This is a genomic window from Streptomyces sp. NBC_00273 (assembly GCF_036178145.1).
GTDB lineage: Bacteria > Actinomycetota > Actinomycetes > Streptomycetales > Streptomycetaceae > Streptomyces.
Genome location: NZ_CP108067.1, coordinates 4097961 through 4122643, shown reverse-complemented (window position 1 = coordinate 4122643; position 24683 = coordinate 4097961). Strand labels below are relative to the sequence as shown.

Here is a 24683-nt window from a genome sequence, read left to right as displayed (position 1 = left end):
GACCTTCCAGGACCCTCCGGGACTCTCCAGGGTCCGTCGACGCGCGCCGCACCGCGACCCCGGCGGTGATCGCGGCCCCGCGATGCGGGACGATGGGTCCCGTGGCAGGTATGAAAGGCAAGCAGACGGTCTGGGACATGGTCCGGTCGCTGGGGGTGATCGGCATCGTCGTCGCCGGGATCTACCTCTTCGTCCCGCATGACGGGGAGGCCGACCCGACGCGGACGGTCGACTACCGGGTGGAAACCGTGACGGCCCGGCGCGCGGCCCCGTATCCGGTGGCGGCCCCCGTGGGGCTCCCGGAGCAGTGGCGGGCGACCTCGGTGACGTACGAGCGCAAGAACGCCAGCGCCTGGCACCTGGGCTTCCTCGACCCGGAGCGGCAGTACGCGGCGGTGGAGCAGTCCACGGACACCTCGGCGAAGTACCTCGCCAAGGTCACCCAGCACGCGACGGCCACCGGGCAGACGCAGCAGGTCGGCGACCGGGCCTGGGAGCGCTGGGACGGCGAGAAGTACGACGCCCTCGTGCGGCAGGAGCAGGGCTACGTCACGGTGGTGACCGGCACGGCCTCCTTCGAGCAGCTCGGTGCGCTCGCGGCCGCGCTGGAGTTCAAGCAGGGCAAGTAGGGCAAGTAGGGCGCGCGGGCGAGTGGGCGCGTAGGGCGTGCGGGGCGGGCAGCGCCTCGCGCACCTGCGCGGAACGCGTACGCGAGAAGGGCCGTGCGCCCCGGAATCCCGGGGCGCACGGCCCTTCTGCGCGTGCTGCGGCTGCGGCGCCGGTCAGACGGTGGTGATGACCTCGTCGAAGCCCAGGCGCGGGGAGCGGTCGAACCAGGCACCCTCGGCGGCCGGCTTGCCGATGTTGATGACCATGATCGGGGTGTGGTCGGCGTCCAGGAACTCCTTCTGGATGCCGGCGAAGTCGGCGCCGGTCATCGGGCCCGCGGCCAGGCCGGCGGCGCGGATGCCGATGATGAAGTAGGCGGCCTGCAGCGCGGAGTTCAGCAGCGCGGACTGCTCGCGGACCGGGCGCTCGGAGAAGAACGCGTCCTTGGCCTGCGGGAAGTGCGGCAGCAGCTGCGGGAGCTCCTCGTGGAACTCGTTGTCCGCGGAGAGGATCGCGACCAGCGGGGCGGTGGCGGTCTTGGCGTCGTTGCCCTTGGCCATGTGCTGCACGAGGCGCTCGCGGGCCTTGGGGGAGCGGACCAGGGTGATGCGCAGCGGGGTCTGGTTGAAGGCGGTGGGGCCGAACTTCACCAGGTCGTATATCGCCTGGACCTGCTCCTCGGTGACCGGCTCGTCGGTGAACGAGTTGGCCGTGCGGGCCTCGCGGAACAGCAGGTCCTGCGCGGCGGAGTCAAGAACGAGAGACATCGGAAAGCCTTCTTCCATACGGAGGTGAAGCGATGTCCCAGACTCTACGGCGGAGATAGGTGAACTTTCAACTAAATCTGCGTCCGGGTGACCGGGATCACTCCCCGGTCACTCCTCCCCGGTCACTCCTCCCCGGTCACTCCTCGCCGGTCACTCCTCCTCGGCCGACTCGCGCGCCGCCAGCGCCGAGTCCAGCCGGGCCCGGGCCCCCTCCAGCCAGTGCCGGCACACCTTCGCCAGCTCCTCGCCGCGCTCCCAGAGCGCCAAGGAGTCCTCCAACGAGGTCCCGCCGGCCTCCAGCTTGCGGACGACCTCGATGAGCTCGTCGCGGGCCTGCTCGTACCCCAGCGCCGTTCCGGCCTCTGTCATTCCCGTATCCATCCTCTGCGTGTCGTGCGACCGCGCGATTGCGGCCGTGTGTCGCTATTCCGAAGCGGCCGTTGCGTCCTTGGGAGCCTCCGGGGCGTGCGACGAGGAGACCTCCACGGAGAACGTGCCCTCCGCCACCCGCGCGCGCAGCACGTCGTGGGGAGCCACCTCGTGCGGCGAGCGCACCACATGGCCGTCGGCCCGCTGGAGCACGGCGTACCCCCGTTCCAGGGTCGCTGCCGGGGACAGCGCCACCACCCGTGCGAGGGTGTGCGCCAGTTCCGAGTCGGCCCGGTCCAGCAAGTGCCCCAGCGTGCGCCGGGACCGGGCCAGCAGGGCGTCCAGCTCGTCCTCGCGGATCTCCACCATCCGCTGGGGGTGGACGAAGACCGGCCGGGCCAGGGCGTGCGCGAGACCCCGCTCCTCCCGGTCGAGCAGCCCGCTGACCGCGCGCAGCCCCCGGGCCTGCAGCTGGCGTACGCGCTCCAGCTCCTCGCCGACGTCCGGTACCACCTTCTTCGCCGCGTCCGTGGGCGTGGAGGCCCGGACGTCCGCGACCAGGTCCAGCAGCGGGGAGTCCGGCTCGTGGCCGATCGCCGAGACCACCGGGGTGCGGGCCGCCGCGACCGTCCGCACCACCTCCTCGTCGGAGAAGGGCAGCAGGTCCTCCACGCTGCCGCCGCCGCGCGCCACGATGATCACGTCGACCTCGTCCAGGGCGTCGAGTTCCTTGACCGCCTGGACCACCTGGGGCACCGCGTGCACCCCCTGGACGGCTACGTTGCGCACCTCGAAGCGGACCGCCGGCCAGCGGCGGCGGGCGTTCTCCAGGACGTCGCGCTCGGCCGCCGAGGCCCGCCCGACCACCAGCCCGATCAGCTGCGGCAGGAAGGGCAGCGGCTTCTTGCGCTCCGGCGCGAACAGCCCCTCGGAGGCCAGGGACCGCTTGAGGCGCTCCAGCCGGGCGAGGAGCTCTCCGATGCCGACCGGCCGTATCTCCGTGGCCCGCAGCGACAGCTGCCCGCGCGGGGCGTACCACTCGGGCTTCGCCAGCAGGACGACCCGGGCACCCTCGGAGACCACGTCCGCGACCTCGTCGAAGACCTGGCGGAAGCAGGTCACGCTGACGGAGATGTCGTGCGAGGGGTCGCGCAGCGTCAGGAAGACCACCCCCGCTCCCGGCCGCCGCGAGAGCTGCGTGATCTGCCCTTCTACCCACACCTGGCCGAGCCGCTCGATCCAGCCCCCGATGAGCCGGGACACCTGGCCTACCGGCAGCGGCGCCTCGGCCGACGTATTCAGACCCATGCACGCAGGCTATCCGGCGCCGCCGACAGTGCGTCAGGCTGCGGTGCCGGTGTCGTGGGGCACCTGCCGGCGGCCGCGCTGGACGAGCAGTACGAGCAGGCCGACCGCCAACCACACCGCCCCCACCAGTTGCGCCGTCCAAGAGGCCTCGAAGATCACCGCTACGGTCACGGCCGCACCCAGCACCGGCATCACCAGGTGCTTCCACCAGATCGGCGGGCCCTCGCGCCGCTTGACCACGAACCAGCCCACCACCGCGGCGTGCAGCAGGGTGAAGGCCACCAGCGCCCCGACGTCCACGACCGACACCAGCTGGTCGAGCCCGTCGTCACGCCGGGCCGCCCACACGGCCGCGACCAGCGTGATGACGGCCGCCACCAGCAGCGCGGGCCGCGGGGTGCCGTCCGAGGTCCGGGCGAGCATCCGCGGCAGCCGCCGCTCCCGGGCCATCGCGAACACCAGCCGGCCGGCCGCCGCCTGCCCGGCCAGCGCCGCGAAGGCCGCCCCGATCGCCTTGCTGACCGCCACCAGGTCGTGCAGCCAGGGGCCGACCGCGGACTCCACCGCGTCGTAGAAGGCCGGTCCCTGCAGCGCCGGCTCGGCCGCCAGCTCCGCCGCGGACACGGGCATGAGCAGCGCCGCCAGATAGCTCTGGACGATGAACAGCACCCCGGCCAGCGCCAGGCAGAACAGCACCGCCCGCGCCACCCGCTCCGATCCGCCCGTCACCTCCTCGGCGAAGGAGGCGACGGCGTCGAAGCCGAGGTAGGACAGGACCGCGACCGACACCGCGCCCAGCACCGCCGCCGTACTGAAGCCGAGCGAGCCGTCGCCGGTCAGCGGGGACAGCCAGCCGCGCCGCGCCCCGCCCTGGGCCAGCACCGTCACCGCGGCGACCACGAAGACGAGCAGGACCACGATCTCCATGGCCAGCACGGCGAAACCCACGCGGGCGGCCGCCCGTACGCCCCACAGGTTCAGCAGGGTGGTGATCACCACGGCCAGGGCCGTCCACACCCACCGGGAGACCTCCGGGACCAGCGCGTTCATCGCGATCCCCGAGAAGAGGTACGCGACCGCCGGGATCAGCAGGTAGTCGAGCATCGCCATCCACCCGGCGATCAGCCCCGCGCCCTCGCCCAGACCCTTGCGGGCGTACGTGAAGACCGACCCGGCCTGCGGGGCGACCCGCACCATCTGCGCGTAGCTGAAGGCCGTGAAGGCCATCGCGACGGTCGCGCAGAGGTAGACGAGGGCGACGGCGCCGTGCGACGTGGCGTCGAGCGTGCCGAAGACCCCGACCGGGGCCATGGGGGCGATGAACAGCAGGCCGTAGACGACCAGATCCCGGTAGCCGAGGCTCCGCCGCAGCGCCGCGGGCGCCGCCGGGCCGGGATCCGTAACGGAAGCCATCCGTCCTCCGGGGTAGGGGCAGGTGTGCGCGGTATGCGCGGCAAGGGCTTTCGGGCAAGTGTGTGCCGTACGGGGGACGCCCGGCCTCCTGGAGACCCCCGTACGATGGAGCACATGACTGCTCCCGCCCCCGCTCCTGCTTCCCGCCGTGTCCTGCTCGCCGCGCCCCGCGGCTACTGCGCGGGCGTGGACCGAGCCGTGATCGCCGTCGAGAAAGCCCTTGAGCAGTACGGTGCGCCGGTGTACGTCCGCCACGAGATCGTGCACAACAAGTACGTCGTCCAGACCCTGGAGAAGAAGGGGGCCATCTTCGTCGAGCGGACGGAGGAGGTGCCCGAGGGCTCCATCGTGATGTTCTCCGCGCACGGCGTGGCGCCGGTGGTGCACGAGGAGGCGGCACGCGGCAAGCTCGCGACGATCGACGCGACCTGCCCGCTGGTCACCAAGGTGCACAAGGAAGCCATCCGGTACGCGAACGAGGACTTCGACATCCTCCTCATCGGCCACGAGGGCCACGAGGAGGTCATCGGCACCTCCGGCGAGGCTCCGGACCACATCACGATCGTCGACGGCCCGCACGACGTGGACAAGGTCACTGTCCGTGACGAGTCCAAGGTCGTATGGCTCTCCCAGACCACCCTCTCGGTCGACGAGACGATGGAGACGGTCGACGCGCTGAAGACCAAGTTCCCGCTGCTGGTCTCGCCGCCGAGCGACGACATCTGCTACGCCACCTCGAACCGGCAGGCCGCCGTCAAGGTGATGGGCGCCGACTCCGACCTGGTCATCGTGGTCGGTTCGAAGAACTCCTCGAACTCGATCCGGCTCGTCGAGGTCGCCAAGGACGCCGGCGCCAAGGCCGCGTACCTCGTCGACTTCGCCAGCGAGATCGACGAGGCCTGGCTGGAGGGCGTCACCACGGTCGGCCTCACCTCGGGCGCCTCAGTGCCGGAGGTCCTCGTCGAAGAGGTCCTGGAGTGGCTGACGGTGCGCGGCTACGCCGACGTGGAGATCGTCAAGACCGCCGAGGAGTCGATCGTATTCTCGCTGCCGAAGGAACTCCGCCGCGACCTGCGTGCCGAGGCCGCCGAACTGGTCGCCGACAAGTAACTCCTTTCGTACGGTATGTCCATGCAGATCTTCGGCGTGGACATCGGCGGAACCGGGATCAAGGGCGCTCCCGTGGACCTGGAGCGCGGCGACCTGGCTCAGGAGCGCCACAAAGTACTGACACCGCATCCGGCCACCCCCGAGGGGGTGGCCGGATGCGTCGGCGAGGTGGTGCGCCACTTCGAGTGGGACGGTCCGCTCGGAGTCACCTTCCCGGGCGTGGTCACGGGCGGCGTCATCCGTTCGGCGGCCAACATGGACAAGTCCTGGATCGGCGTCGACGCGGCGGCGCTGATCGCGCGCGAGCTGGGCGGAATGCCGGTCACGGTGCTGAACGACGCGGACGCGGCGGGCGTCGCCGAGATGACGTACGGGGCCGGGCGCGGGCGGGACGGCACCGTCCTCCTGCTCACCCTGGGGACGGGCATCGGGAGCGCCCTGTTCACGGACGGGCGGCTGGTTGCGAACTCGGAGCTCGGACACCTGGAGCTGAAGGGCCACGACGCGGAGACGCGGGCGTCGGTGAAGGCGAAGGAGGACCACGACCTCACGTGGGAGCGCTGGGCGCACCGCGTGCAGAGGTACCTCCAGCACGTGGAGATGCTGTTCTCGCCGGACCTCTTCATCATCGGTGGCGGAGTCAGCCGCAAGCCGGAGAAGTTCCTGCCGCTGATCGAGGGCGTGCGGGCCGAGATCGTCCCGGCGAAGCTGCAGAACAACGCGGGCATCGTGGGAGCGGCGATGGCGGCGAAGGCAGCGAAAGGGGCGAAGGCAGCGAAGGCGGCGAAGAAGTAGGGGGCCGGTTCACTGGGTGAGGCGGCGGGGCATCCGCCGCCTGCCGATCAGCACGGCCTTGCGCACGACGGCGATCAGCGCGGCGACCAGCGTCCCGGCGTACAGCCAGCCGGCGTGCAGGGACAGCGCGGACACCAGCCCCATGAGCTGCCCGCCGAGGCCGCCGGAGCCGCCCGAGATGGGCCACACTCCGGCGGCGAAGGCGATGGGCACGGCGATCGGTGCGGTGATCAGGTCGGCGGGCCGTACCCAGAGCGCGGTGGCGGCCGCTACGGGCAGGAAGAGCAGCCCGTAGACGAAGAGCGAGGAACCGAACAGCAGCCAGCAGATCCCGCCCACCAGCACCATGGCGGCGCACGCGAACAGGCCGCCGCCGAGCCCGGTCAGCCGGGGCCGGGGCATCCGCCGCGCGAGCGCGGAACGTCGCGGACCGCCACCGGCCTGGGCGGGCACCGCGGCGGGCCGGGGCCCCTGGCGCTGGGCCGGCGGTCGCTGCTGGTGAGGGGCCGATCGCGTCCTGTATTGCTCCACCCCACCAAAGTAGGCGGGGAGCGGGCCGGATCGGGCCCCGGACACGCGTACATCCACCGCCACTCATCGGAAAGTAAACTGTCCGGTGGCCCACTCCCGGGCCGCCGCCCCCTCCAGCTACGGGAAGTCGCCAACGTGTCGCTCACGATCGGAATCGTCGGCCTGCCGAATGTCGGCAAGTCGACCCTTTTCAACGCCCTGACCAAGAACGACGTGCTGGCGGCCAACTACCCGTTCGCCACCATCGAGCCGAACGTCGGCGTCGTCGGCGTCCCGGACCCGCGCCTGGCCGTCCTGGCCGGCATCTTCGGCTCGGCGAAGGTCCTCCCGGCCACGGTCGACTTCGTCGACATCGCGGGCATCGTGCGCGGCGCCTCGGAGGGTGAGGGCCTGGGCAACAAGTTCCTGGCGAACATCCGCGAGTCGGACGCCATCTGCCAGGTCATCCGCGCCTTCAAGGACGAGAACGTCGTCCACGTCGACGGCAAGGTCTCGCCCAAGGACGACATCGAGACGATCAACACCGAGCTGATCCTCGCCGACCTGCAGTCGATCGAGAAGGCCGAACCGCGCCTGACGAAGGAGTCCCGCCTCCAGAAGGAGAAGGTCGCGGTCCTCGCGGCCGTCGTCGAGGCCAAGAAGATCCTCGAAGCGGGCGACACCCTCTTCTCCAAGGGCATCACCAAGGGCACGGAGCAGGGCGACCTCCTCCACGAGCTCCACCTGCTCACGACGAAGCCCTTCCTCTACGTCTTCAACGTGGACGAGGACGAGCTGACGGACGACGCCTTCAAGGCCGAGCAGAGCGCACTCGTCGCCCCGGCCGAGGCGATCTTCCTCAACGCCAAGCTGGAGCAGGACCTCTCCGAGCTGGACGACGAGGAGGCCCTGGAGCTCCTCCAGTCGGTCGGCCAGGACGAGCCCGGCCTCGCCACCCTCGGCCGCGTCGGCTTCGACACGCTGGGCCTGCAGACCTACCTGACGGCCGGCCCGAAGGAAACCCGCGCCTGGACGATCAAGAAGGGCGCCACGGCCCCCGAGGCGGCCGGCGTGATCCACACGGACTTCCAGCGCGGCTTCATCAAGGCCGAGGTCATCTCCTTCGCGGACCTGGTCGACTGCGGCTCGGTCGCCGAGGCCCGCGCCAAGGGCAAGGCCCGCATGGAGGGCAAGGACTACGTCATGCAGGACGGCGACGTGGTCGAGTTCCGCTTCAACGTGTAGCGGGTGATGTAACACCACGTCGCTGGTCTGGCGAACATGCAGTTCAGGAGGGGTTCGGCTTTCTTGAGCCGGACCCCTTGGTCTTTCCCGTGCTGGGATGATGCTGGGATGGCTGACCCCTCGTCACCTGTCATCACCCCTGATCACCCCTACCGTGCTGGGATTGCGCTGGGACGTGGATGGGCCTCCACTTCGGTGAGTGGCTGAACCGCGGGACGGTGACTGCTGGTTCAAAGTGATCGGCACTGCCAGACGATTCTCGTGAGAGCAAAGCAAGGCGATCCCGGTCGACATCTCACTCGTGGGCGACGGGCAACTGAGGGGCATCAGCGCCGCCGGCACGGGTACGAAGAAGGATCCGAAGTGCGTCACCGGACTTCCAAGCCGCCGTTACGGAGGCGGTCGCAGACAACCAGGACGCCCACAACACGATGGCCGACTACTTCTTCACCGACGGGCCAGCCATCAACTCGATCATCCGCGCTCTCGCGGACGCCTTCTACGAAGCAGCAGTCGATCAGCAGGTGGACCTTTAGCTCGGTGGTGAGGCGCCCAGCCGCAAGTCGAACGGTCCGGCTGGTGGTCTACCGGCCGGGGCGCGTCACCGTCCGCAGCAGGGCGGCCTCGGTACACCTCAGCATTTTGATGTCATTTTTGCGACTCGATTGATATCGTTGTTGTGTCGTCGGGCTGTGAAGGGATTACTGATGGCCAGGACCGTGATCGATCTGGACGAGGAGATCGTCGAGCAGGCGATGCGGGTGTATGGCGTGAAGACCAAGGCCGCCGCAGTGCGGGCGGCCATGGAGGAGGGTGTGAAGCTACGGCTGCGCCGGGAGCTGTTCGACGCCATGGATGACGGTGAGTTCGATGACGTGTTCGCGGAGATCCGCTCGCAGACGGGGCCGCGGAATCCGGACGGCTCCCTGAAGCGCGAAGGTGGGGCCTCGGTAGCGTGAAGGGGCGCTACCTGATCGACAAGTCCGCGCTGGCCCGCCTGGGCAAACCGGGGGTGCGGGCGCGGCTGGACGCCCTGGACCGCGATGGGCTCCTGGCGGTGTGCGCCCCGACCGAGTACGAGGTTCTGTACTCGGCACGCGGAAGGCCCGAGGCGCTACGGCTGCGCACCCTGCTTCGTGGGTTCGACTACCTGCCCTGCAACGACGAAGAGTTCGAGCGGGCGCTCGAGATCCAGGCCCTGGCCTTGAATGCCGGCTTTCACCGGGCGCTGTCGCTGGCTGACGTCCTCATCGCGGCAACCGCTGAGCGACATCGGGCCACGGTCCTGCACTACGACGGCGACTTCGACATGATTGCTTCGGTGAGCGGTCTGCAAGCCGAGTGGGTCGTGGAGCCGGGCACAGTCGATTGAGTCGGAAACGCGCACCGGAGCTCGCAGGCGTTGTGTAGCGTCCTTGGCGTGGGATTCCCGTGCTGGGGTGTGCCCACATATTCGCAGGTCAGAGTGGTTGTGGTGGAGTGCCGCTTCAATGTGTAGCCGTACGCTTGCTGCATGCTAGGTGCTGGGTCAAACGTGCACGTCAGAAGGGGTCGGGCTCGGTCGAGTCCGACCCCCTTCGTCATGACCGTGCTGGAGGGGTGCTGGATGTCCTGACGTGGGGTCAGCGGCAATCAGGGCTCGTAAGCAGTGGACCGGTGTCCCACGCGCGCCGGTTGCTCAAGGCGCATGAGAACGCCCTGGCCAACGTCAACGTGTCGGAGCGCGAGTTGATCGATCCCGACTCTGCGGACGCGGGTGCGGGTGCTGCGTGAGGCTCCTTTCGAGGGCCGGGGTCGGGAGGGCTGCACGTCCTGGCTCAAGAGCGACCGCAAGGTGATCGCGAGGATCAACGAGTTCATCGAGGACGTCAGGCGTGACCCCGTCAGCGGCATCGGCAAGCCGGAGCCCGGGGTGTGGTCGCGCCGGATCGATGACGAGCACCGCCTCGTCCACCTGGTGACGGACCAGCAGATCGTCGTCCTCGCGGCTCGGTACCACTACTGACCGCCCGGGCGGGGGTGGTGCCGGGCGGGGTTCTTCGTGAGGTGGGCTTGCGTGCGCGCGTGGGCGCATTCGGTGGGGGAGGGCCTAGCCTGGGCTGGCGCGGGACGTGGGTGCGGCGGGCGGAGGGTGGGCGTGGGGCCGGGTGAGCAGTGGGAATGGCCGGGTCGGAGCCTGCTCGGGGTGTTGTCCGCCCCCGCGCGGGCGGAACTGCTCGGGCTGGGTTCGGAGTTGACGCTCGGCTCCGGCGGCGTGCTGCTCAGCGAGGGCGCCACCGATCGGCACCTGTACGTGATTCTCAGCGGGTTCGCCAAGGTCACCGCGACCGTCGAGAACGGGCAGGAGTCGCTGCTCGCCGTTCGGGTCGGCGGGGACAGCGTGGGCGAGATGGCCGCCCTCGACGGTGCGCCGCGGTCGGCCGGGGTGGTGGCCTGCGGGTCGTTGCGGGCGCGGGTGATCGGGCCCGGGGCCCTGCACGGGCTCATGCTGCGGCGGCCCGAGGTGGCGATGGCGCTGACCCGGATCGTGGCCGACCGGCTGCGCTGGGCCAACCGGCGGCGGCTGGAGTTCCGCGGGTATCCGGTCAAGGTGCGCCTCGCGCGGCTCCTGGTGGAGCTCGCCGTGGCGTACGGGCGGCCCGAGGCGGGTGGTGGCCATGTGATCGGCTTCCAGCTCACCCAGCCCGAACTCGCCGCGCTCACCGGCGCCGCGGAGACCACCGTGCACAAGGGGCTGCGCGAGCTGCGGGACGAGGGGCTGCTCGGGACCGGATACCGGACGACCACGGTGCACGACCTGCCCCGGCTCGCCCGGGTGGCCGAACTTGCCGAGCCCGTGGCGCCGCCCGCCCCGCGCCGGCCCCGGGGGTCAGCCGAGCAGCGGCCGTAACAGCAGGCAGAGGCCGGCGGTGGTGCCCATCACCGCGGTGCACACCACGGCGGCGGTGACGCAGCGGTACTTCCGCAAGGCCACGTCGGAGAGGAAGCGGATCATCGCGTGCAACTGCCGCTCGTCCTCGGCGGTGGTGGGGGACGGGGACGGGTCCGAGGCGGCGGCCAGCCGGACGAAGCTGTAGTCGTTGGGGCCGGTGGGCCGCCAGATGCGCGGCCGGAGGGCCAGCGCGAGCGAGGCCGCGCCGCCGAAGAGACCGCAGGCGAAGAGGGCCAGCAGCACCCCCGCCAGGGTGCCGAGCAGGCCGCCGCGCCGCCAGCCGTCGAGCGCCGCCTCGCTCCACGAGCCTGCCGTCCCCACGAGTGCGGCCTGCACGGCGGAGAGGATGCCGGCCTTGGCGTCGGCGTGCTGGTGCGTGGTCTGCAGGACGGTCAGCATCGTGCGCGAGGCGGGGCCGGGCGCGCCCTCGGCGGGGGCGGGCGCCGCCGTGCGTGCGGTGGGCGGGGTGGATGTCACGGAACCTCCAACGCGGCTCGGGTGGACTTCCATTGAGCCGCCGGCCCGCTGGGCGGACCAGGCACTTCTACGGGATCGGGCGACTACGCCAGATCCCGTATTTCGACGGGGTGCGAGTGGCCGGTTTCGGTGTACGACTGGCAGGGTGACCGGCGCTCCAGGGGGGTGGGCAATGGTCCGGGAGCGGCATGCCGCATCGCCCTGTATCGCGTAACTCTCTTGGTTCGCGAGTGAGTTGGAGGTGCGGCATGCTGTCCTTCCCGATGGCACGGACGAGGAGGACGCGATGTCCGTAGGTGCGATGGGTGTGTTCGACAGGCGGCTCCTGCTCGCCGTCGACGCGCGAGGTTACGGCAGCGCGGACACCGCGCGACAGCGCGAGATCCAGACAGTGTTGCCCCGGCTCCTCTCGGAGGCCGCCGAGGCGGCCGGGCTCGACCGGGCCTCCTGGGTACGGCAGTCAGCCGGGGATTCCGAGTTCGCCGTGCTCCCGGCCGGTTCCGACGAGCAGGCGCTCGTCGAGCCGTTCATGCGCCGGCTGGACGCAGGGCTGCGGGCCCACAACCGCGACCGGGTGCCCGGCGCGCGGGTCGCACTGCGTGCCGCCGTGCACTTCGGTCCGGCGTCCGAGGCCCCCAACGGCTTCGTGGGCCCCGGCCCCGTCGAGGTTTCGCGGATCCTGGAGAGCGATCCCCTGCGCCGGGCCCTCGCCGCGGCTCCGGACGCCGCGCTCGCCGTCGCGCTGACCGCGCCGGTCTTCACCGAGCTCGTCGCCCAGGGGTACACCAACTTCCGGCCGGAGGAGTTCCGCGAGGTCGTCGTCGAGAAGAAGGAGTACCGGGGCCGGGCCTGGCTGTGGGTGTCGGGGTACGACGTCCACGCCCTGGACCTCAGTGATTCCGGTTCCGGTTCCGGTTCCGGTTCCCGTTCCAGCTCCAGTACCGGTGTCGATTCCGACTCTGGTTCCGGTTCTGGTTCTGGACCTGACAACAACAGCGGTTCTGGGTCCCACGAGGACGTCACCCCTCCCTCCGGTTCGGATTCCGCTTCTACGGCGGCCGCCGCAGGCCGAGGCGACTCGGTCACCACCAACCTGTACGGAACCGCCATCAACGGGAACGTCGTCTTCGGCATCTCCAAGTGAGTTGAGCGGACGGGGAGACGGGGTGCGCAGGTGAGATCCACGGACCGACCCACGGAGAACCACGGAAGCAGTGGGGAAGGAGACGGCGTGTCCGGCGAACCCCGGCAGTTAACCGACGAGGCGAACGGCACCGCCGATGCGCGCACCGCCCCCGAGCCGCCCGCGAGCCCGACCCCGCCCGCGACCCCGACCCCGTCCACACCCGCATCCCCGTCACCCTCACGAGTGAATTCCGGAACGGATTCCAGGGCGGATTCCGGAGCCGATTCCGGCGCCGGTTCCGCCGAGGGCGACTACCGCGTCTACAACAACTTCTACGGCCCGCAGTACCACGGCCGCGCCCACTTCGGCATCGCCACCGCCGAGCGGCCCGGGCGGGCCCGCGCCACCGGCCTCCTCGACGGCGACGAGATCGACGCGCTACTGCGCTCCTACATCCGCCCCGACTGCTTCGACGACGCGGCCAGCGAGCTGTCCCGCACCGGCATCGTCGTCCTGACCGGCCCCCAGGGCACGGGCAAGCGCTCCGGCGCGGTCGCCCTGCTCCGGGAGACCGTCGGCCCCTCCGCCGACTACGTGGTGCTCTCGCCCGACATCGGCCTCGACCAGCTCGCGGAGCGGACCTTCGACGCGGGCGTCGGCTACGTCGTCCTCGACCGCACCGGAACCGCCGCCACCGCCGCCACCGCGGGAGCCGCCGGATCCGCCGGAGCCGCCGCGACCACCGCGGGCGCCGCAGGTCCGTCCTCCGACTTCGACTGGCGCCGCGTGCGCGACCAGCTGCGTCGCCACCGCGCCCATCTGGTGATCACCACCGTGCACGGCGTGGCCGGCCGTTCCCCCAAGGCCGTACGCCATCTGGCGTGGCGGCCCCCGGTCCTGGAGAAGGTAGTGCGCGCCCGGCTGGTTCAGGCCCGCATCCCGCAGGAGGTCGTCGACCGGGCCGTGGCCGGCATCCCGCCCCGCTGCCCCATCGCGGTCGTCGCCGACGCGGCCCAGCGGATCGCGGCGGGCGCCGACCCCGACCAGGCGTGGAAGGAGCACAGCGGCAGCGCCCCGCAGGCGGTACAGGAGTGGTTCGGCACCGAGGAGGAGCGGAGCCTGCGCGAGATCGCGGAGGTCACCACCCTCGCCTTCGCTCCCGGCATCGGACGGCGCGCCTTCGAATCGCTCCAGGACCTCCTCGAACGGCTCCTCGGACCGGTCTACTTCACGCCGGAGGGCGCCTCCGGGGCCGCCGCCGACGGGGCGATGGCCCCCGACGCCGCGGGGCAGCCCGCCGCCCCCGAAGGCCAGGACCCGCAGCCGCGCCGCCGCGCCCGCCCCGTGGACCGGCGCCGCTCGCTCTCCCGCAACGCCCTGATCACCACCGAAATGCAGGTCTACGGCGCGACCACCCGTGAGGTCATGGTCTTCGCCGACTCCGAGCTGCGCCGCTGGGTGCTGCAGGCGCTGTGGCGCGATCACCCCACCGAGTACTGGGACGCGGTCCGCCACTGGCTGGAGGCGCTCGTCGCCGCCGACCCCGACCCCGCCCTCCAGCTCTCCATCGCCTCCGGACTCACGCTGCTCGGGCACATCGCCTTCGACGAGGTCGTGCAGAGCTACCTCGACCCGTGGGCGCGCGGGGAGAGCGGCGAGATCGGGCAGACCCTCGCGGTGTACGTGCTCTGGTACATGTGCCTGGAGGAGACCCAGGCGGCCGCCGCGCTCACGCTGGCCCGCACCTGGGCCCAGTCCCTCCACCCCACCCTGCGGGGCACCGCGCTGATCGCCTTCAGCGGTCAGCTCGGCGTCACCTTCCCCACCGACGCGGTGAAGTGGCTCTGGGCGGTGCTGCGCACCAGCGCCCTGGAAAAGGACGAGGTACGCGAACACGGGCTGCGGGCCTGGGCGCAGCTGTTCCTGACGCTCGTCGACTGCCAGGAGGACGCCGGCATCGTGCTCGACGCCCTGGCGCACCGGATCAGGAAGGAACGGCGCACCCGGTCCGCCGCCTACTCGGCGTCCGGCCTGCTCGTCCTCGAAACCACCCTTTGGATCTTCACCGCCACCGAGCGGCTCTCGGGCCGCCCCGGCGTCGCCCGCTACGTCGCCGACCGGCCCGAGGAGGCCGACGTCGTCGCCGAGTTGTGGGCGGCGGTCCTCTGCTACCGGCCGCTGCGCCGCAGCGCCCTGTCCGCACTGCTCGTCACGGTCCGTGGCCTGCACGCCGTGACCTCCGATCCCACCGCTGCGGCCGCGCGACTCGGTCACGCCCTCGCCGCCGCGCTTCCGCAGGTCGAGCACCCCTTGCTGACAAGCGAGCTGGGCCGACTCGCGGTCTCCCGTCCCACTCGCGCCACTGGTCCCGACTGCGTCGCGGCCCTGCTCGGCGCCATGAACCGTGTGAAGGACACCGAACCACGATGACCACGATCCGCAGGACGTATCCCCTGGTCGAGGAGCGGGTGTTGGCTCCCGCGCCCCGCACCGGTCGCCGCTTCTGGAACCAGCCGACCCGCTCGCACGACGAACTGCCCCGCGTCTCCGCCCACCAGGTCCTCGTCTACCGCACCGGGGACCAATACCTCACCGACCACGGTGTCCGCGGGCCCGGCGACGAGACCGTCCTGAACGCCGGCTCGGTCACCGTCGTCGACTGCCGTACCGCCGTGCCCGTCACGGTCGGCACCGACGTACCGTCCGCCGAGACCGACGGCTTCACCGTCCAGGTCGCCTTCCACTGCACGGTCACCGACCCGGTGGCCGTCGTCCGCGAGGGCGTCGTCGACGTGGAGTCCCGGCTGCTCGGCTATCTCCGGGCGCTGCCCGGACTCACCGACGTCACCCAGGAATGGCCGCTCGAAGCGGGCAAGGAGGTGTCCCGGAGGCTGACCGCACGCCTGATCTCGTACCTGGAGATGGAACCGCCGCGGATCGCCGGGCTCACCGTCGGCGACCCGTACCTGACGGTGCTCACCCCGCAGGAGTTCGCCGACCAGCAGCGCCGTGCCGACGAGGAGCGGCGCGAACGCGAGCACGACCGCGTGAAGGAGGCGGTGCGCCGCGAGCGCGAGCAGATGGACCACGAGCGCGAGAAGGAACGCAAGGCGATGGAAGCCGAGCGCAAGTCGATCGAAATGCGGCACCAGCAGGAACTGGATGACCTCCGGCGGTCGTACACCCAGCGGACCGACGCCGAGGACCAGCACTACACCCACAACATCAAGCGCAAGAACAACGAGTTCGTGCGCGCGGAGGCGCTCAAGGACCTCGAAGACTTCGGCACCGACCCGGCCAACACCGACGTTCTGGCCCGGCACGGGGGCGAGATCGGGCTCTCCGAGCTGTCCGAGCGGCAGCGCGAGAGCGATCGGGTGCGGCGCGAGCGGCAGCGCGAGGACGAGGAGCGCCACTGGGAGAACTCCGAACGGCGGCGCCACGCCGATCGGGAGGACCTCCGCTACAGCCTGGAGCGCGAGGACCGCCACCGTGAGGTCGACCGCCAGGACCAGCGCGCCGCGCTCGACGCCGCCCGGGAGGAGCAGCGCGAGCAGCGGATCGCGGACCGCGACGACCGGCTGCGGCAGCGCACCGAGCAGCGCGAGGACGTGCTGGCCGACCGGGCCGAGCGGCGGCACCGGGCCGACCGGCGCGACAACATCAACCAGGAACTGGGCCGCCAGATGATCAACCGCGGCCTCCTCGACAACGCGCCGATCGACGCCCGTGCCTTCGTCGAGCGCCTCAGCACCGGACAGGGCCTCCTGGACCAGGACCCGCCCGCCGCCGCGCAGGTGGCCGGAGCCGCCGAGACCCCGCAGTTGAAGGAGGGCAGCGGCGCGTCGTCCGGGGACCGTTCCGGCGAGCGCCGCGGACGGTCCTACGACCAGGAGGACCCGTACGAGAAGGAGGAGCACGGGCGGGAGAACGGCCCGCGCGACGCCCGCCGTGACGATGCGTACGGGGACGACCGGTACGGGAACGACCCTTACGGCGAAGACCGTTACGGCGACGGGGGCGAGCGCTCCGACCGGTCCGCCCGCGCCGGCGGCACCGACCCGGACCGCGACGGAGCGGGTGACGACGACGGCGCCCGCTCCGCGCACCGCCCCCTGATCGCCGACGACGACCTCGGTGAAGCGGGGAGGGAGGAGCGTGGCCGCTGACACCCCCGTACGCCCGCCCGACGAGGAGTACGACGCGTGGGCGGCCGAGCCCCGGCCCGCCCACCGCACCCACCGCGCCCGGGGAGGCCGCAGCCGCAGCCCCGCCGCGCTCCTGCGCCGTCTGATCGGCATCCGCGAGGAGATCCTCGACCGCGAGAGCGCCGAGCGCGCCCGCTACACGTGGTACGGGGCCATCGTCCTCAACACCGCGCTGCTCGGCGGCGCCTCCATGGCCATGGCGATCTGCACGATCCGCGAGGGCACGCCGGTCGCGGTGGCCGTCGTGGTCGGCATGGTGTGGGCGTGGATCGTGCTGGCCCTGGACAGCTGGCTGGTCTCCAGCACCCACGGCTACACCGGCGGTCGGGCGGTCCGCATGCTGGTGCCCCGGCTGTTCCTCTCCGTGGTGCTCGGGCTCACCATCGCCGAGCCGCTGCTGTTCCAGATCTTCGACCGGGAGATACGCCAGGAGATGGCGGTCAGCAGGGAGCGCGACCTCGCCGACTTCCGGGGCCACCTCACCGACTGCAACCCCCTCGACGGCCAGGACACCACGAAGCGTGGCGAGTGCGGGGACTTCCATATGACGGTGCCGGGCGAGCCGGCTTCGATCAAACAGGACATCACCGACATCACCGCCGCCACCACCCGTCTCGACGAGCAGATCAAGACCTACAACGACACCCTCGGCGGGAAGCTGGAGACCGAGCGCCGCGAGTGCGCCAAGGACCGCTGGATCCGGCGGGGCAACGGCTGGGACACCTCCGAGACCTGTGAGCGAGCCCGCGCCGACACCAGCGCGTACAAGGAGACGAGCAAGGTCGCCGCGTACGAGGCGAAGCGCGCCGAGCTCGTCGGCAAGGGCAACGTCCTGTCCGAGCGGCTGATCAACACCGGCACCGCCTACCGCACGGACGTCAAGAAGGCGATCGACGCCAAGGTCGCCGAGCGGCAGACGTCGCAGCAGCACGACGGACTGCTGCTGCGCGCCGACGCGCTGTCCACGGTGGCCTGGTCCGACGGTTTCGCGCTCTTCATGATGTTCCTGCTGCACGCCGTGCTGCTGCTGGTCGACGCCATGCCGGTGCTCGCCAAGATGATGAGCGGCCCGTCCGAGTACGACCGCAGGCTCGGCGAGCGGCGCGAGGCCAACAAGCGCATCCACCTGGAGGACCAGGAGGCGCAGCGCCGGGTCGACGCCATCGACCACGAGGTCCGCCAGTACGCGGCCGAGGTGTGGGCCGAGGAGGACAAGGCCCGGCTGGGGCACGACCACTTCAAGGCGCGCACCGAGCACGCCCGCATGGTCCGGGAGGAGCTCGACGCCCGCACCGCCCGGCTCCTGGGCGAGTGACGCCCGACGGTGACCGGTCACCCCGCCCGCCCCGGCGGTCGCGGTGACCGGTCACCGTCGCATCCGGCCGGGACCGGCTCTTTCGGAGTTGCCGGACGGCGGTGGGAGGATGCGGGGAAACGGAGAGAGAGGCCGGGGCCGGATGGGGCGCAGGGAGCGGGAGGCGGTCGCCGGCGGAGAGCGGCTGTACGCGGCCGCGCAGGCGGTGGTCGGTGACCACCGGCAGGCCGTCGACGCGGTTCGGGAGGCCCTGAAGCCGATCCACGACGCGGCGGCGGAGCAGGCCCTGGAAGCCATCCCCGTGGCCCGGCTGAAGGAGGTCACCGAAGGCCGCCTCAGGCTCGGGGAGGTCGAGCGGAGCGGGCTGCGCTCGGTCGGGCAGGTGCTCGACGCCGGGTCGTACCGGCTGCGCCAGATTCCCGGTGTGGGGCAGCGGACCGCCGATCAGGTCATCGCGGCGGCCCGCCAGATCTCCGAGGCCGTACGGGAGACCATCGCCGTCCACATCGACGTGGACCGGCCGGAGCCCCGGACCACCGCGCTCGTCACGGCCCTGCACGTCCTGGTGGAGGCGGGACCCGACGCGCAGCGCGCCCTCGACGCGGCCGCGGTGCTCGCGGAGCGGCTCGGCCCGCTGCTCGCCGAGGCCAAGCCGGCCGCCGGTCGGCTGCGGATGCTGCTGGCGGGGCAGGCCAAGCGGGACCGGGCGCTCGGCGCGGTCGCCGAGGTCCGCGTCCTGACCGAGGAGGCGGTGCAGGGGGCGGTGCCCGAGCTGCTCGCGCAGGCTTCGGTCGACCTGCTGCGCGGTCCCCCGACCGAGGTGGCGGCCTGGGTCGACTTCGAGCTGCGGTCCGCCGAGTACTACGGCCTCCTCGCGGAGATCGCCGGCAGCAGCCCGGACGCGGCCGCCGCCGAAGGGTTCCTGCCCGACGAGGTCGCCGAGCGGGTCCGCCGCCAGCAGCTCGACGACACGCACCGCAGGGTGTCGCTCCGCGGCTACCAGTCCTTCGGAGCGCGGTTCGCCCTGGCGCAGCGCAAGGTGATCCTCGGGGACGAGATGGGGCTCGGGAAGACCATCCAGGCCATCGCCGCCCTGTCCCACCTCGCTGCCGAAGGCCAGAGCCACTTCGTGGTCGTCTGCCCGGCCAGCGTCCTGATCAACTGGACGCGGGAGATCGAGGCCCGCAGCCAGCTGCGCGTGATGTGCCTGCACGGCCCGGACCGGCAGGAGGCGTTCGTCGACTGGAAGGGCCGGGGCGGGGTCGCGGTGACCACCTTCGACGCCTTGCGCGGATTTCCCGCGCCCGGAGGCGGCGAGATCGGGATGCTGGTCGTGGACGAGGCGCACTACGTGAAGAACCCGAAGACCCGGCGGGCCCAGGCCGTGACCGAATGGTCCGGGCGCTGCGACCGCGTCCTGTTCATGACCGGGACGCCGATGGAGAACCGGGTCGCCGAGTTCCGCAGTCTGGTGAACATCCTCCGGCCCGACCTGGCCGCAGGCGGTGACCGGGACGGCGTGGCCGGCTCCACGGCCTTCCGGAAGGCCGTCGCCCCGGTCTACCTGCGCCGCAACCAGCAGGACGTCCTGACCGAGCTGCCCGCGCTCCAGCACACGGACGAGTGGGAGGAGCTGAGCGCCTCCGACGAGGCCGCCTACCGCGAGGCCGTGCGCTCCGGCAACTTCATGGCGATGCGCAGGGCGGCGTACGCGCACCCCGAGAGGTCGGCGAAGCTGAACCGGCTGCGCGAGATCGTCGAGGACGCCGCCGAGAACGGGCTGAAGGTGGTCGTGTTCTCCAACTTCCGGCAGGTCCTGGGGGTGGTGAAGGACTCCCTGGAGGCCGCGCCGGGTCCCGGCGGCGGCCGGGTGTTCGGTCCGCTCTCGGGGAGCGTGCCGCCCGCCCGCCGCCAGCAGGTGGTGGACGAGTTCGCCGCCGCGCCGGGGCACGCGGTGCTGGTGGCGCAGATCGAGGCGGCGGGAGTGGGGCTCAACGTGCAGGCCGCCTCCGTGGTGATCATCTGCGAGCCCCAGGTCAAGCCGACCGTCGAGAACCAGGCGGTGGCGCGGGCCCACCGGATGGGGCAGGTGCGTCCGGTCCGGGTGCACCGGCTGCTCGCCACGCGCGGAGTGGACGAGCGGATGGTGCGGATGCTGAAGAACAAGAGCCGCCTGTTCGACGCGTACGCGCGGCGCAGCGCCGTCGCCGAGTCCACGCCGGACGCGGTCGACGTGTCGGACGTCGCGATGGCCCGTCAGATCGTCGAGGAGGAACAGGCGCGGCTGGGCACGGTCGGCCGGCAGGGCGTCGGACCGGCGTGAGCGGGCGGGATTGTCTTGCGGTGCAAGAGAGTTGGTGACTATCTTGTACCGCATGACAAAGGAGCCGAACGCGACCGCCGACCAACGGCGCAGTCAGCTCCTGCGCGGAGTGCTCGACCTCTGCCTGCTGTCCCTCATCGCCGAACGGCCCCGGTACGGCTTCGAGTTCGCCGAGGCGCTCGCCGACAACGGGCTCGACCTCGTCAGCGAAGGCAGCATCTATCCGCTGCTCGCACGGATGGAACGGGCGGGGCTCATCTCCTCGTACCGTGCCCCGTCCCCCAGCGGCGGCGCCCCGCGCAAGTACTACCGACCGACCGAGGCCGGGCACGCCGAGCTGACCGGGGGGCGGGCCGACTGGCAGGCCTTCGTCGGGCCCGTCGGCCGGATCCTGAGCGCCGGTACGCACTCCACGGGGGAAGCCACACCATGACCAACGAGCAGATACTCGCGGCCTGCCGCAGCAACTGGGAGTACCGCGGCGTCGGCGAAGCCGCCGCCCGGGAGATGCTCGACGAGCTCTCCGCGCACCTGGAGGACGCGGAGGCCGCCGGCCGCAGCGCGCAGGACGTCGTCGGCCCGGACGTACGGGCCTTCGCCGCGGCCTGGGCGCGCGAACGCGCCCCGTTCGCCCAGCGGGCCCTGCGCACGACGGCCATGGCCTGCTTCATCCTCGGCCTCCTGCCGGTCTTCTCGCACCTGATCCGGTGGACCGCCCACCTGGCCGTGACCGCCGACTACCTCGCCTTCTGGGTGGCCATCGGCTCGATCACGGTCGCCTGGGAGCTGCGACGGGGCAGCATGCCCATGCACCAGCACTGGCTGCTCTCCTTCGCCGTCGGTCTGCCCGTGATGGCCCTCACCAAGTGGCTGACCGGAGACGGGGTGCTCTTCACGCTCCCGCTGTGGGGCGCGATGCTCCTGCTGCTGCCCGGGCTGCCGTACGCATGCGCCGACGTGAGGGCCCGCCGGAAGGCCAAGAACGGCGCGACCCAGCCGTGCTGAGGAGGGTGTGACGGCACGTCCGAGCCCGGCGGTCGTTGCGCGCACCGATCCACCGGGGGCCGCCGCTGCCATCGCCGCCGCCGCCGGCGCGCTCAAGCCGTACCGGCGCCGGTCACAGGCCGCGGACCGCGGCGACCGTGAACGTGGTGGGGGTGCCCGAGTCCGGGGACATGGGGCCGCCCTTGTCGAACTGGGAGCGGACCACCAGCGTGCGGCCCGGGGTGTGCGCGAGGGTCGTGGGGATCTGTAGGGACGGGTCCGTGATCGTGCGGGTCAGGCGGGCGCGGGTGCCGTCCGCGCAGACCTGCCAACGGGTCAGCGTGTTGGTGGCGTTGTGCGCCACGCGCAGGGTGCCGTCGGGGGAGAGGTCGAGGCCGTCGGCGGCCTTCAGGTCGCCGCCGCCGAGGTCGACGCGGCGGACGGCGCCGGTGCGCAGGTCCACGCGGTAGAGGTCGCCCTCCGGCATGTCGACGGTGAGCAGGTAGTGGCCCGCCCGGTCGGCGACGATGCCGTTGAGGCTGAAGCCGCCCGCCGGCCGGGGGCGCAGGGCCGCGGAGAGGTCGTAGGCCTCGGTCAGGGTGCCGCTCCCGGCGGCCAGCTGCTCGGGGGTCACCCGGTAGATCACGCCGCGGACGCTGTCCGTGAGGTAGGCGGTGCCGTCCGGGGTGAGGGCCAGGTCGTTGATGAAGTGGGCGGGGGCTCCGGCGCCCCGGGCCACCTCGAAGTGGGCCAGGCGGGACCCGTTGGCGGTGTCGTACACCGCCACGCCCGCGGTGGAGTCGGTGACCCACAGGCGACCGAGCGCATCGACGCGCAGGCCGTTCGCCGTGCGGCGGCCGTCGGTGCCGGAGGGCAGGAACACCTCGGCCTCGGGCCGGCCGGGGCGGGCCCGGTAGACGGTGCCGTCCGCGTACGAGCCGACGTAGACGGTGTGGGTGCGGGGATCGGCGGCGATCCCCTCCGGATAGACCTTCCCGCCGGGCAGGGTGAAGGCCGTGGATATCCGGGCGTCGCCCGCCGGGGCGTGCGCCTGCGCCGGGGTCGCTCCCAGCGTGAGGGTCACGGCCATCGTGGCCGCCAAGGCCGCGGTCGCGGCGGGGGCCAGGGCAGGGGTCAGGGCGGCGGGCAGGGCGGCGAGAAGGAACGACTTCGTCTTCATGGGTGTCCTCTAGTGAGAAGGTGTAGGCGAATGTATGTTAGAGCTCTAATGCTTGCAAGGGTGGCCGTAGGATGCGGACATGACCTCCATGGCCCCCGAGGAGCGGATCGGCTCTCACCTCAAGCGTGCTGAGCAGGCGCTTCTCGCGGCGAAGAACACGGCGTGCAAGCCGGCCGCAGTAACGGTTCCGCAGTACGCCGCGCTGCTGTGGCTGGCCGAGAAGCCCGGCATTTCGGCCGCTGCGCTCGCCCGCCTGTGCGGGGTGACGCCGCCGACCATGAACACCGTGCTGAAGAACCTCCAGGAGCGCGGGCTCATCGAGCGGACCCCGCACGAATGGCACCGCAACGTGCTGGAGACCCGGCTCACGGACGAGGGGCGTGCGGCGATGGAGCTTGCGGACTCCGGCGCGGTGCGGGTGGAGCGGGCGCTCGCCGCCGCGTTCACCCGCGAGGAGCGGGAGGTGCTGATCCAACTGCTCGGGCGGTGCGCGGAGGCCCTCGAAGCCCAGCGCTGAGACGGCCGGCCGACCGGGATCCGGGGCAGGATTTTGCTCCGTCTTGGAACTGTGCTGGGGTTCCGTACATCAGAAGTAGGGGCGGGCCTGACCGGCACGACGCCCCCTCGGGGATGCCCAGCCGTTCTGCCCTCGGGGGCAGCATGACCGTTCGGAGCGAAGTCCGTGCACCAGTACCCGCAGCGCCCGCGGCCTGATGAACAGCCGTCGTACCAGGTGTACCCGCCCCAGGAGCAGTACCAGGGGCACCAGGACTTCCCCGGATACCCGGGCCCGGCGCAGCAGCACCAGTCGTACGGCGAGCAGCCCGCCTCCGCCCGGACCCCGGAGCCGAAGCGCTCCCGGCGCCGAATAGGGATCGGCGCGGCGGTCGCCGTCGCGCTCCTGCTCGGCGGCGGGTTCGCCTCCTGGAAGCTCGACTGGTTCTCCGGCAACGGCGAGGAAGTGAGCTTCGGGAAGAACACCCCGCCCCCGGTCACGGGCAAGGCGGACCCGAGCGCCCCGGCGACCGCCGCCACGCCCTCCGGCGACCCGGACGTGTCTCTGCCCGCCGGCCCCAAGTCCGGCTTCAAGCAGACCACCAAGCTCGACGACGGCACGATCATCGCCAAGACCCGCCTCGCCGGCGCGAAGTCCGGCTTCGAGGGCGACGTATGGGTGTGGGCGCCCAAGGAGTACGACGACCCCAAGTACGCCAAGAGCGGCTTCCCGGTCCTCATCGCGCTCCCCGGCGGCAACGGCTTCCCGGACAACTACTGGTCCGACCGCAGCCTCGGCCTCCAGAAGGCCATCAGCGACGGCGCCAAGGCCGGCACCAGCCTGCCGTTCGTCGTGATCATGCCGGTGCTCAACCCGGACGCCAAGTACTACTACGACGGCTCCGACATACCCGGCCAGGCCAAGATGGGCACGTGGATCGCCGAGGACGTACCGGACTTCGTCAAGGCCAACTTCCGCACGTACAAGTCCCGTGACGGCTGGGCCTTCATGGGCTCCTCCTCCGGCGCGTTCGTCGGCATGAAGACCGTCCTGCAGCACCCGGACCGGTTCAAGGCCGTGATCGCCAGCGGCGGCGAGATCGTCCCGGACTCCCCGCTCTGGAAGGGCCACCAGGCCGAGATGGACGCGAACAACCCGGAGAAGCTCGCCCAGAAGCTGATCGACACCAAGGGCCCCGAGGTCTACATCAACTTCCAGATCGGCACCAAGGAGAGCGGGAAGGAGCGGATGACGAAGTTCCAGCAGCAGTTCGGCAAGGGACCGGTCAAGATGACCATCCGCGACATCCAGAACGGCGAGCACAACGGCTGGCACTACGTCCGGGGCATGAAGGAAGGCTCCCTGGAGTGGGTCAGCAAGGTCCTGAAGGGGCCGAAGCCCGAAGCCGGCTGACCTGCCCGGCCGCGCGGAGCCGCGCCGGAGCCGCGCGTCCCGGCCGGCCGCGTGGTGCTCGCCACGTCACCCCCGTCCCAGGCAACCCATCCCGTCGTTCATA

At 71.5% G+C, this 24683-nt stretch carries 24 protein-coding genes and 1 pseudogene; 18 read left to right on the top strand and 7 right to left on the bottom strand.

Features of this window, described 5'->3' with window-relative positions; genetic code table 11:
* The first annotated feature begins 110 nt into the window (after positions 1 to 110).
* Entirely contained in the window at positions 111 to 629 is a 519-nt protein-coding gene (locus tag OG386_RS17495) for a DUF4245 domain-containing protein (protein ID WP_328793282.1), read from the top strand.
* A 153-nt stretch (positions 630 to 782) separates the two neighbouring features.
* Here the strand turns inward: OG386_RS17495 and OG386_RS17490 are convergent, their stop codons facing one another.
* From OG386_RS17490 to OG386_RS17475, 4 genes are all read right to left on the bottom strand, one after another.
* Positions 783 to 1376 (bottom strand): malonic semialdehyde reductase, encoded by a 594-nt coding sequence (locus tag OG386_RS17490; RefSeq protein ID WP_328788931.1) that lies wholly within the window; start codon positions 1374 to 1376, stop codon positions 783 to 785.
* Between the two features lie 150 nt (positions 1377 to 1526).
* Positions 1527 to 1745 carry an exodeoxyribonuclease VII small subunit gene (locus OG386_RS17485; protein WP_328788930.1) on the bottom strand — a complete coding sequence of 73 codons (219 nt, stop codon included), beginning with the start codon at positions 1743 to 1745 and terminating at the stop codon, positions 1527 to 1529.
* A gap of 54 nt (positions 1746 to 1799) precedes the next feature.
* Positions 1800 to 3053 carry an exodeoxyribonuclease VII large subunit gene (gene xseA, locus OG386_RS17480; RefSeq protein ID WP_328788929.1) on the bottom strand — a complete coding sequence of 418 codons (1254 nt, stop codon included), beginning with the start codon at positions 3051 to 3053 and terminating at the stop codon, positions 1800 to 1802.
* Positions 3054 to 3086: 33 nt separating this feature from the next.
* The gene (locus OG386_RS17475) at positions 3087 to 4466 is read right to left on the bottom strand and encodes an APC family permease (protein WP_328788928.1); all 1380 of its coding nucleotides are present in this window, start codon (positions 4464 to 4466) and stop codon (positions 3087 to 3089) included.
* A gap of 105 nt (positions 4467 to 4571) precedes the next feature.
* Here OG386_RS17475 and OG386_RS17470 point away from each other — a divergent pair, with 105 nt between their 5' ends.
* Both OG386_RS17470 and ppgK read left to right on the top strand, forming a co-directional pair.
* Entirely contained in the window at positions 4572 to 5576 is a 1005-nt protein-coding gene (locus OG386_RS17470; protein ID WP_373297352.1) for a 4-hydroxy-3-methylbut-2-enyl diphosphate reductase, read from the top strand.
* A gap of 21 nt (positions 5577 to 5597) precedes the next feature.
* On the top strand, positions 5598 to 6371 hold the full coding sequence (gene ppgK / locus OG386_RS17465) for a polyphosphate--glucose phosphotransferase (protein WP_328788927.1): 774 nt from the start codon (positions 5598 to 5600) through the stop codon (positions 6369 to 6371).
* A gap of 9 nt (positions 6372 to 6380) precedes the next feature.
* Here the strand turns inward: ppgK and OG386_RS17460 are convergent, their stop codons facing one another.
* Positions 6381 to 6902: a DUF6542 domain-containing protein gene (locus OG386_RS17460; RefSeq protein ID WP_405788594.1), complete on the bottom strand. Its 522-nt coding sequence runs from the start codon at positions 6900 to 6902 to the stop codon at positions 6381 to 6383.
* A gap of 135 nt (positions 6903 to 7037) precedes the next feature.
* Here OG386_RS17460 and ychF point away from each other — a divergent pair, with 135 nt between their 5' ends.
* From ychF to OG386_RS17430, 6 genes and pseudogenes are all read left to right on the top strand, one after another.
* Complete coding sequence (ychF, locus tag OG386_RS17455) at positions 7038 to 8126, top strand: redox-regulated ATPase YchF (protein WP_328788926.1); 1089 nt, start codon at positions 7038 to 7040, stop codon at positions 8124 to 8126.
* 707 nt (positions 8127 to 8833) lie between these two features.
* The gene (locus OG386_RS17450) at positions 8834 to 9085 is read left to right on the top strand and encodes a type II toxin-antitoxin system VapB family antitoxin (RefSeq protein ID WP_328788925.1); all 252 of its coding nucleotides are present in this window, start codon (positions 8834 to 8836) and stop codon (positions 9083 to 9085) included.
* On the top strand, positions 9082 to 9498 hold the full coding sequence (locus OG386_RS17445; RefSeq protein WP_328788924.1) for a PIN domain nuclease: 417 nt from the start codon (positions 9082 to 9084) through the stop codon (positions 9496 to 9498). The genes OG386_RS17450 and OG386_RS17445 overlap by 4 nt, the downstream gene beginning before the upstream one ends.
* A 287-nt stretch (positions 9499 to 9785) precedes the next feature.
* Positions 9786 to 9899 (top strand): annotated as a pseudogene (locus OG386_RS17440) (type II toxin-antitoxin system prevent-host-death family antitoxin); the annotation flags it as partial.
* Positions 9892 to 10131 (top strand): Txe/YoeB family addiction module toxin, encoded by a 240-nt coding sequence (locus OG386_RS17435; RefSeq protein WP_328793280.1) that lies wholly within the window; start codon positions 9892 to 9894, stop codon positions 10129 to 10131. The pseudogene OG386_RS17440 and the gene OG386_RS17435, both read left to right, overlap by 8 nt.
* Before the next feature lie 180 nt (positions 10132 to 10311).
* A complete protein-coding gene (locus OG386_RS17430; RefSeq protein WP_328788923.1) occupies positions 10312 to 11016 on the top strand; it encodes a Crp/Fnr family transcriptional regulator in 705 nt (234 codons plus the stop codon).
* On the opposite strand, the gene OG386_RS17425 is transcribed toward OG386_RS17430, so the two are convergent.
* Positions 10996 to 11535, bottom strand: a complete 540-nt coding sequence (locus tag OG386_RS17425; RefSeq protein WP_328788922.1) for a Pycsar system effector family protein — start codon at positions 11533 to 11535, stop codon at positions 10996 to 10998. The genes OG386_RS17430 and OG386_RS17425 overlap by 21 nt on opposite strands.
* Before the next feature lie 286 nt (positions 11536 to 11821).
* Here OG386_RS17425 and OG386_RS17420 point away from each other — a divergent pair, with 286 nt between their 5' ends.
* The 7 genes from OG386_RS17420 to OG386_RS17390 all read left to right on the top strand — a co-directional run bounded on the left by OG386_RS17420 (position 11822) and on the right by OG386_RS17390 (position 21512).
* Complete coding sequence (locus OG386_RS17420) at positions 11822 to 12679, top strand: hypothetical protein (protein ID WP_328788921.1); 858 nt, start codon at positions 11822 to 11824, stop codon at positions 12677 to 12679.
* A gap of 87 nt (positions 12680 to 12766) precedes the next feature.
* Positions 12767 to 15091 carry a hypothetical protein gene (locus OG386_RS17415; protein ID WP_328788920.1) on the top strand — a complete coding sequence of 775 codons (2325 nt, stop codon included), beginning with the start codon at positions 12767 to 12769 and terminating at the stop codon, positions 15089 to 15091.
* Complete coding sequence (locus tag OG386_RS17410; protein ID WP_328788919.1) at positions 15088 to 16830, top strand: hypothetical protein; 1743 nt, start codon at positions 15088 to 15090, stop codon at positions 16828 to 16830. Before OG386_RS17415 ends, OG386_RS17410 begins: the two co-directional genes overlap by 4 nt.
* Positions 16820 to 18184, top strand: a complete 1365-nt coding sequence (locus OG386_RS17405; protein WP_328788918.1) for a DUF4407 domain-containing protein — start codon at positions 16820 to 16822, stop codon at positions 18182 to 18184. The genes OG386_RS17410 and OG386_RS17405 overlap by 11 nt, the downstream gene beginning before the upstream one ends.
* Positions 18185 to 18326: 142 nt before the next feature.
* Positions 18327 to 20507: a DEAD/DEAH box helicase gene (locus OG386_RS17400; RefSeq protein WP_328788917.1), complete on the top strand. Its 2181-nt coding sequence runs from the start codon at positions 18327 to 18329 to the stop codon at positions 20505 to 20507.
* A gap of 52 nt (positions 20508 to 20559) precedes the next feature.
* On the top strand, positions 20560 to 20940 hold the full coding sequence (locus OG386_RS17395; RefSeq protein WP_328788916.1) for a PadR family transcriptional regulator: 381 nt from the start codon (positions 20560 to 20562) through the stop codon (positions 20938 to 20940).
* Positions 20937 to 21512, top strand: coding sequence for a hypothetical protein (locus OG386_RS17390; protein ID WP_328788915.1), 576 nt, complete (start codon positions 20937 to 20939; stop codon positions 21510 to 21512). Before OG386_RS17395 ends, OG386_RS17390 begins: the two co-directional genes overlap by 4 nt.
* A gap of 112 nt (positions 21513 to 21624) precedes the next feature.
* Here the strand turns inward: OG386_RS17390 and OG386_RS17385 are convergent, their stop codons facing one another.
* Positions 21625 to 22671: an SMP-30/gluconolactonase/LRE family protein gene (locus OG386_RS17385; protein ID WP_328788914.1), complete on the bottom strand. Its 1047-nt coding sequence runs from the start codon at positions 22669 to 22671 to the stop codon at positions 21625 to 21627.
* Between the two features lie 79 nt (positions 22672 to 22750).
* On the opposite strand from OG386_RS17385, the gene OG386_RS17380 reads away from it, so the two are divergent.
* A complete protein-coding gene (locus OG386_RS17380) occupies positions 22751 to 23188 on the top strand; it encodes a MarR family winged helix-turn-helix transcriptional regulator (RefSeq protein WP_328788913.1) in 438 nt (145 codons plus the stop codon).
* Positions 23189 to 23353: 165 nt separating this feature from the next.
* Positions 23354 to 24580: an alpha/beta hydrolase gene (locus OG386_RS17375; RefSeq protein WP_328788912.1), complete on the top strand. Its 1227-nt coding sequence runs from the start codon at positions 23354 to 23356 to the stop codon at positions 24578 to 24580.
* Positions 24581 to 24683: the final 103 nt, after the last annotated feature.